Below are 6,520 nucleotides of genomic sequence, written 5' to 3' on the forward strand. Positions count from 1 at the left end.
GGCGTGGGTGCGCGAGCTCGAATACGGACGGCTGCAGCTACCCGTCCCGGACTGGCAGGTGCTGCTCGACGTCCCGACGGAACTGGCGGCGCAGCGGGCGGTCGATAGGGCGGCGCAGGACTCCGACCGGGCGCGCGACGCCTACGAAAGAGACGACGGCCTGCAGCAACGCACCTCCGCGGTGTACGGGGAGTTGGCGTCGGCGGGCTGGGGCGGGCCGTGGGTGGTGGTGCCCCCCGACGTCGACGCTGGGGCGCTCGCGAGGAAATTGACGGCGCCTGCGTCGTAAGCAGGACGAAACGCCGCGACGGCACTACTGTCCACCCTGGGGGAAGTACAACGTTCCGGGGGGATCAATGGCCGTTCGCATTCATTCGTACGCCGACCTGCTGACGATGCTGGACGAACTCGTTCACGACATGAAGTCGGCGAGCGAACAGTTCGACCAGGGCCGGCTCGTCGAGGCGACCATGCTGGCCACCCACGTCCGCAAACTGGTGCATCAGTGCGACGAGTCGGATGCCTTGATCCATCAGCTCGGCCTGCAGGCTCAGCTCACCTGGGTCGACACCGCTGGCGTTCCGAATCCCAAGACCACGTCGTCGTCCGCCTGCCTGACGCTGATGAAGGTGTGCGGCGGACCGCGCCGTCATGCCGAGTACGTGCCGAAACTCGGGATGTACCCGCCGGCGCCGATACGCACCAGGGACGGCGGGAGCATCGAACGGGGATCACGAATCTCGTTCGACCACTGGTGGACCAACCCGGTGGTGAAGGACTGCGACGGGATGGTGTTCTCCCGTAAGCAGCTCGTACTCGCGCTGGCACGCTACGGATGCGACCCCGCCGACGACGCCGAGACGGCGGCAGCCTGCGAAGCCCTGCGTTCCAGCCGGTCGCTGCGGTGGGTCGTCTCCGGCCAGAAAGCCTGGGCGTCAACAGCTCTCGAGTCGAACCCGGTCATGGCCAGCATCCGTCAGATCGCCTACGAGACGCTCCAGACGATCCGTCAGCAGCGCGACGTCATCGAGGGCACCCTCGCCGCCTGAGGCGGGCGGTCGTCGCCGCTGGCAGGATTCGCCACGTGACGCGCCGAACAGTGATCCTGGCCTGCTGCGCCGCGCTGGTCGTGGCCGGTTGCCAACGCTCGGTCGACGGTGCCTCCACACCCGCCACCGGGTTGGAGTCGCTGCCGCTCACCGTGCAGGACGTCAGGGAGATCAGCGGATTCGCCGGGTTCGCTCGGGTGGCCGACGACGACCGGATCGTTTCCGACACCGCCACCCCCGAGGGCCCGTGCCGTGCGCTGTTCGACCAGGGGGCGGCCTTCGGTGACAACCGGGTCGACATCCGCACCGTCGAGGACGAGGGCGACCTGAACGCGGGGGACCCGGCACCGCTGACCACCTCGGCCATCCAGACCGTCGTGACGTATGCCGACAGCGACCGCGCGCGGGACGCGTTCGGCCGCCGCCTGGAGGACATGACCGACTGCGCCGCGCTGAGGCTCGAGTTCATGGACGGAGTCATCTCGCGACCCGACCAGGACACGGTCGGCTACCTCCATGACGAGTGGGCACTGGTATCCGCGGTCAAAGCCTCGGTCGTGGTCGACGTGGCGGTGACCGTGATGCCCGAAGCCGAGCGGATCGCCTCGGAAATGACAGCGCGGATCCTCGACCGCATCGACTGATCCGGCGTGCGCCGAAACGGCGTTCCCCGGCCGGAATGCCGCTCGCGCGTCGCGATCCAGGCCTCGGTGCCGGTCAACACGCAAATCGTTCGGTGTGGTATCCGAGGTTTATCGCATTCTGGTGACACCATGGACACCATGAGGCAAAGGATCCTGGTCGTCGATGACGACCCTTCGCTCGCCGAGATGCTGACCATCGTGCTGCGCGGTGAGGGCTTCGACACCGCCGTCATCGGTGACGGCACCCAGGCCTTGACGGCCGTGCGTGAACTACGGCCCGATCTGGTGCTGCTGGATCTCATGCTGCCCGGCATGAACGGCATCGACGTCTGCCGGGTTCTGCGTGCGGACTCCGGCGTCCCGATCGTGATGCTGACCGCCAAGACCGACACCGTCGACGTGGTGCTCGGTCTGGAATCGGGCGCCGACGACTACGTGATGAAGCCGTTCAAGCCCAAGGAACTCGTCGCCCGCGTGCGCGCCCGGTTGCGTCGCAACGAAGACGAGCCCGCCGAGATGCTGTCGATCGCCGACGTCGAGATCGACGTGCCGGCTCACAAGGTCACCCGCCAGGGTGAGCAGATTTCGCTGACCCCGCTGGAGTTCGACCTGTTGGTGGCGCTGGCACGCAAACCCCGTCAGGTGTTTACTCGAGATGTGCTGCTCGAACAGGTGTGGGGTTATCGGCACCCCGCCGACACCCGTTTGGTGAACGTCCATGTCCAGCGTCTGCGGGCCAAGGTCGAGAAGGACCCGGAGAACCCGCAGGTGGTGCTCACCGTTCGAGGAGTGGGATACAAGGCCGGACCTCCGTGACCTCACACGGCTCAGCCGTGGCCGTGATCTGTCACGGCTCAGCCGTGGCCGCTCGGCGGTGGCCGTGATCTTCAGCTCCAGACGGCGTATCCGACGCTCCGCACCACTGGTCCGCGGATTGGGTGCGCTGGGCCGTGCGCTCGGGTCGGCGTGGCGACGTTCGCTGCAGCTGCGGGTGGTCACGCTGACGCTGGGGCTGTCGCTCGCCGTCATCATGGTGCTCGGCTTCGTGTTGACCAGCCAGATCACCGATCGCATTCTCGAGGTCAAGGTGCGCGCCGCGACCGAGGAGATCGAACGCGCCCGCACCACCGTCAGCGGCATCGTCGGCGGTGAGGAGACCCGCTCGCTGGACAGCAGCCTGCAGCTGGCCCGCAACACCCTGATCGACCGCAAGGCCGACGAGGGCACCGGCCTGGCGGGCACCTTCGATGCGGTGCTCATCGTCCCAGGCGACGGTCCGCGGGCGGCCACCGCGGCGGGCCCGGTCGACCAGATCCCCAACGCGCTGCGCGACTTCGTCAACGCCGGTCAGGTCAGCTACCAGTACTCGACCGTGCACACCGACGGCTTCTCCGGACCGGCCTTGATCGTCGGCAGCCCGACATCGTCGCCGGCGGCCAACCTCGAGCTCTACCTGATCTTCCCGCTGAACAGCGAGGAATCCACGATCACCCTGGTCCGCGGCACCCTGGTGACGGGCGCGGTGGTGCTGCTCGGGTTGCTGGCCGCGATCGCGCTGCTCGTGGCCCGCCAGATCGTGCTGCCGGTGCGCTCGGCGTCGCGCATCGCCGAGCGGTTCGCCGAAGGCCACCTGGCCGAGCGGATGCCGGTGCGCGGCGAGGACGACATGGCCCGGCTGGCGGTGTCGTTCAACGACATGGCCGAAAGCCTGCAACGCCAGATCACCCAGCTCGAAGAGTTCGGCAACCTGCAGCGGCGCTTCACCTCTGATGTGAGCCACGAGCTGCGCACCCCGCTGACCACGGTGCGGATGGCCGCCGACCTGATCCACGACCATGCCGACGAACTCGACCCCGCGCTGCGGCGCTCCACCGAGCTGATGGTCAACGAACTGGACCGATTCGAATCGCTGCTCAACGACCTGCTGGAGATCTCGCGCCACGACGCCGGCGTCGCCGAATTGGCCGTCGAAGCCGTCGACCTCCGGGGCATCGTCAAGAGCGCGCTCAACAACGTCGGTCATCTCGCCGAGGACGCCCACGTCGAGCTGATCTTCGACCTTCCCACCGACGACGTCATCGCCGAGGTGGACCCGCGCCGGGTGGAGCGGATCCTGCGCAACCTGATCGCCAACGCCATCGATCACGCCGAGCGCAAACCGGTGCGCATCCGGATGGCCGCCGACGAGGACACCGTCGCGGTGACCGTCCGCGACCACGGCGTCGGGTTACGGCCCGGCGAGGAGAAGCTGGTGTTCAGCCGGTTCTGGCGGGCGGACCCGTCGCGGGTACGTCGCTCCGGCGGCACCGGCCTGGGATTGGCGATCAGCATCGAGGACGCCCGGCTGCACCAGGGCCGCCTCGAGGCGTGGGGCGAGCCCGGCAAGGGCGCCTGCTTCCGGTTGACGCTGCCGCTGGTCCGCGGGCACAAGGTGACCAGCAGCCCACTGCCCGTCAAGCCCATCGAGAGTGCCGCCAGTGCGCCGACCCGCCGGCCGACGCGCGACCGCGAACCCGCCGGGGAGAGCGTGTGACGCGCGTCTGGGTTGCGCTCTGGCTGTCCGTTGTCGTGCTCGCCGTGGCCGGTTGCGCCGGGGTGCCCAGCTCGTCCTCACCGCAGGCGATCGGGACCGTCGAACGGCCCCCGCCGCCGAGCCTTCCCGAACCCACACCGGGAATGGATCCCGACGTGATGCTGCGCGAGTTCCTCAAGGCGACCGCCGACCCGTCCAACCGGCATCTGCTCGCCCGCCAGTTCCTCACCGAGTCGGCCTCCAGCAGCTGGGATGATGCGGGCAGCGCGCTGCTGATCGACAACGTGGTTTTTGTCGAAACCCGCACCACTGAAAGGGTTTCGGTGACGATGCGCGCCGACATCCTGGGCTCGCTGTCGGACATGGGGGTATTCGAGACAGGGGAGGGTGCGCTGCCTGACCCCGGCCCCATCGAGCTGGTGAAAACCACCGACGGCTGGCGCATCGACCGGCTGCCCAACGGAGTCTTCCTCGACTGGCAGCAATTCCAGGCCACCTACAAACGCAGCACCCTCTACTTCGCCGACCCGACGGGCAAGACCGTGGTGCCTGATCCGCGCTACGTCGCGGTGTCCGATCCCGACCAGCTGGCCACCGAACTGGTCACCAAGTTGATCGCGGGTCCGCGACCGGAGATGGACAAGACGGTGCGCAACCTGCTGGCTCCGCCGTTGTCGCTGCGTGGACCGGTGACGCGCGCCGATGGTGGCCGGGCCGGGGTGGGGCGCGGTTACGGCGGCGCCCGCATCGACCTGGAGAACCTGTCGACCACAGATCCGCAGAGCAGGCAACTCCTTGCGGCGCAGATCATCTGGACGCTTTCCCGGGCCGGAATCAACGGGCCCTATGTGATCAACGCCGACGGCGCCGCGCTCGACGACCGGTTCGCCGACGGCTGGGACACCGCTGACGTCGCCGCCACCGATCCCGGTGCCGTCGACGGCGCCGCGGCGGGACTGCACGCCCTCGTCGGCGGGTCGATGGTGCGACTGGACGGTCAGCGGGCGCCGCGGGTGGCGGGTTCGTTCGGGCAGATCCCCGGGCAGACGGCTGCCGCGCTGTCCCGCGGCGGGCAGTTGGCGGCGTCGATCGTCACCGAACGCCCCGGCGCTCCCGACATGGCGTCGTCGCTGTGGGTCGGACCGTTGGGCGGCAACGCCTCTCAGGCGATGGACGGCCGCAGCCTCAGCCGGCCGAGCTGGTCACTGGACGACGCGATCTGGGTCGTCGTCGACGGCATCAACGTCGTACGTGTCATCCAGGACGCGTCCGGGCAGCCCGCCCGGATCCCCGTCGACTCCACCGCGGTGTCGACCCGCTATCCGGGGCCGATCGCCGATCTGCAGCTCTCCCGGGACGGCACCCGCGCGGCGATGGTGATCGAAGGGCGGGTGATCGTCGCCGGCGTCGAGCAGACCGAAGGTGGCGGCTACGCGCTGACCTACCCGCGGCGGTTGGGATACGGGTTGCGCGACACCGTGGTATCGCTGTCGTGGCGCACCGGTGACGACCTCGTCGTCACCCGCACCGACGCCCGGAATCCGGTGGCGTACATCAACATCGACGGCGTGAACTCCGACGGACCGAGCCGCAATGTGCTGATGCCGGTGACGACGGTGGCGGCGAACCCGTCGGCGGTCTACGTCGCCGACGGCCGCGGGGTCGTCCAGCTCTCCGCGTCGTCCGCCGAAGGCGAGCCGGGGTGGACCGAGGTCCGGCCATTGATGGCAGCGGGTGCGCTGCCCGTGCTGCCGGGCTGACACCGGACGTGTTGTCGGACAGCCCTCCGACAGCCAGCCCTACAGAAGAGGTCAGTGGATGAACATCAACGAGGTGCGGGTGCCCCGCAAAACGGTGCTCGCCGGCGCGGGAATCGGCCTGGCGGCCGCCGCGCTGGCCGCCTGTTCCAGTGGCGGGGACTCCGGCGGTGATTCCGGCGGTGAGCAGGCCGCCTCCTCCGAATCGCCTGCTGAGCCCGATGCGCTGACCACCACCGCCGAGGTGCCCGTCGGGTCCGGCGTGGTCGTCGGTGAGGTGGTGGTGACCCAGCCCGTGGCCGGCGACTACAAGGCGTTCTCGGCGGTGTGCACACACAGCGGGTGCCTGATCGATTCGGTGGCCGACGGGACGTTGAACTGTCCGTGCCACGGCAGCAAGTTCAGCCTCGACGGTGAGGTGGTCAACGGCCCGGCGACGCGACCGCTGACCGCGGAACCGATCACCGTGCAGGGGGAGTCGATCGTCCTGGGCTGAGGGTCTGCCCGCTGGCCCGGTCCGCTGGCCCCGTCCCGCGC

At 69.0% G+C, this 6,520-nt stretch carries 6 protein-coding genes and 1 pseudogene; all 7 read left to right on the forward strand.

The genetic code is table 11. The features are described from left to right. A pseudogene (locus WA965_RS10065) lies at positions 1-289 on the forward strand (dTMP kinase); the annotation flags it as partial. Between the two features lie 67 nt (positions 290-356). Continuing rightward, positions 357-1,049 carry a hypothetical protein gene (locus tag WA965_RS10070; protein WP_526301561.1) on the forward strand — a complete coding sequence of 231 codons (693 nt, stop codon included), beginning with the start codon at positions 357-359 and terminating at the stop codon, positions 1,047-1,049. A 35-nt stretch (positions 1,050-1,084) separates the two neighbouring features. Next, positions 1,085-1,693 (forward strand): sensor domain-containing protein, encoded by a 609-nt coding sequence (locus WA965_RS10075; protein WP_526301563.1) that lies wholly within the window; start codon positions 1,085-1,087, stop codon positions 1,691-1,693. A gap of 129 nt (positions 1,694-1,822) precedes the next feature. Beyond that, positions 1,823-2,509, forward strand: coding sequence for a two-component system response regulator MtrA (gene mtrA, locus WA965_RS10080; protein ID WP_178360924.1), 687 nt, complete (start codon positions 1,823-1,825; stop codon positions 2,507-2,509). 64 nt (positions 2,510-2,573) lie between these two features. After that, positions 2,574-4,226 (forward strand): MtrAB system histidine kinase MtrB, encoded by a 1,653-nt coding sequence (gene mtrB, locus WA965_RS10085; RefSeq protein ID WP_526447463.1) that lies wholly within the window; start codon positions 2,574-2,576, stop codon positions 4,224-4,226. Further along, the gene (gene lpqB / locus WA965_RS10090; protein WP_526294303.1) at positions 4,223-5,986 is read left to right on the forward strand and encodes an MtrAB system accessory lipoprotein LpqB; all 1,764 of its coding nucleotides are present in this window, start codon (positions 4,223-4,225) and stop codon (positions 5,984-5,986) included. The genes mtrB and lpqB overlap by 4 nt, the downstream gene beginning before the upstream one ends. Before the next feature lie 58 nt (positions 5,987-6,044). After that, positions 6,045-6,479: a QcrA and Rieske domain-containing protein gene (locus WA965_RS10095; protein WP_526294302.1), complete on the forward strand. Its 435-nt coding sequence runs from the start codon at positions 6,045-6,047 to the stop codon at positions 6,477-6,479. The last annotated feature ends 41 nt before the right edge of the window (positions 6,480-6,520 follow it).

The organism is Mycobacterium sp., assembly GCF_049683935.1.
Classification (GTDB): Bacteria; Actinomycetota; Actinomycetes; order Mycobacteriales; family Mycobacteriaceae; genus Mycobacterium.

Coding starts and splice junctions, on each gene's coding strand:
- mtrA (WP_178360924.1), top strand. CDS start 1,823: ATGGACACCATGAGGCAAAGGATCCTGGTCGTCGATGACGACCCTTCG.
- WA965_RS10095 (WP_526294302.1), top strand. CDS start 6,045: ATGAACATCAACGAGGTGCGGGTGCCCCGCAAAACGGTGCTCGCCGGC.
- WA965_RS10070 (WP_526301561.1), top strand. CDS start 357: ATGGCCGTTCGCATTCATTCGTACGCCGACCTGCTGACGATGCTGGAC.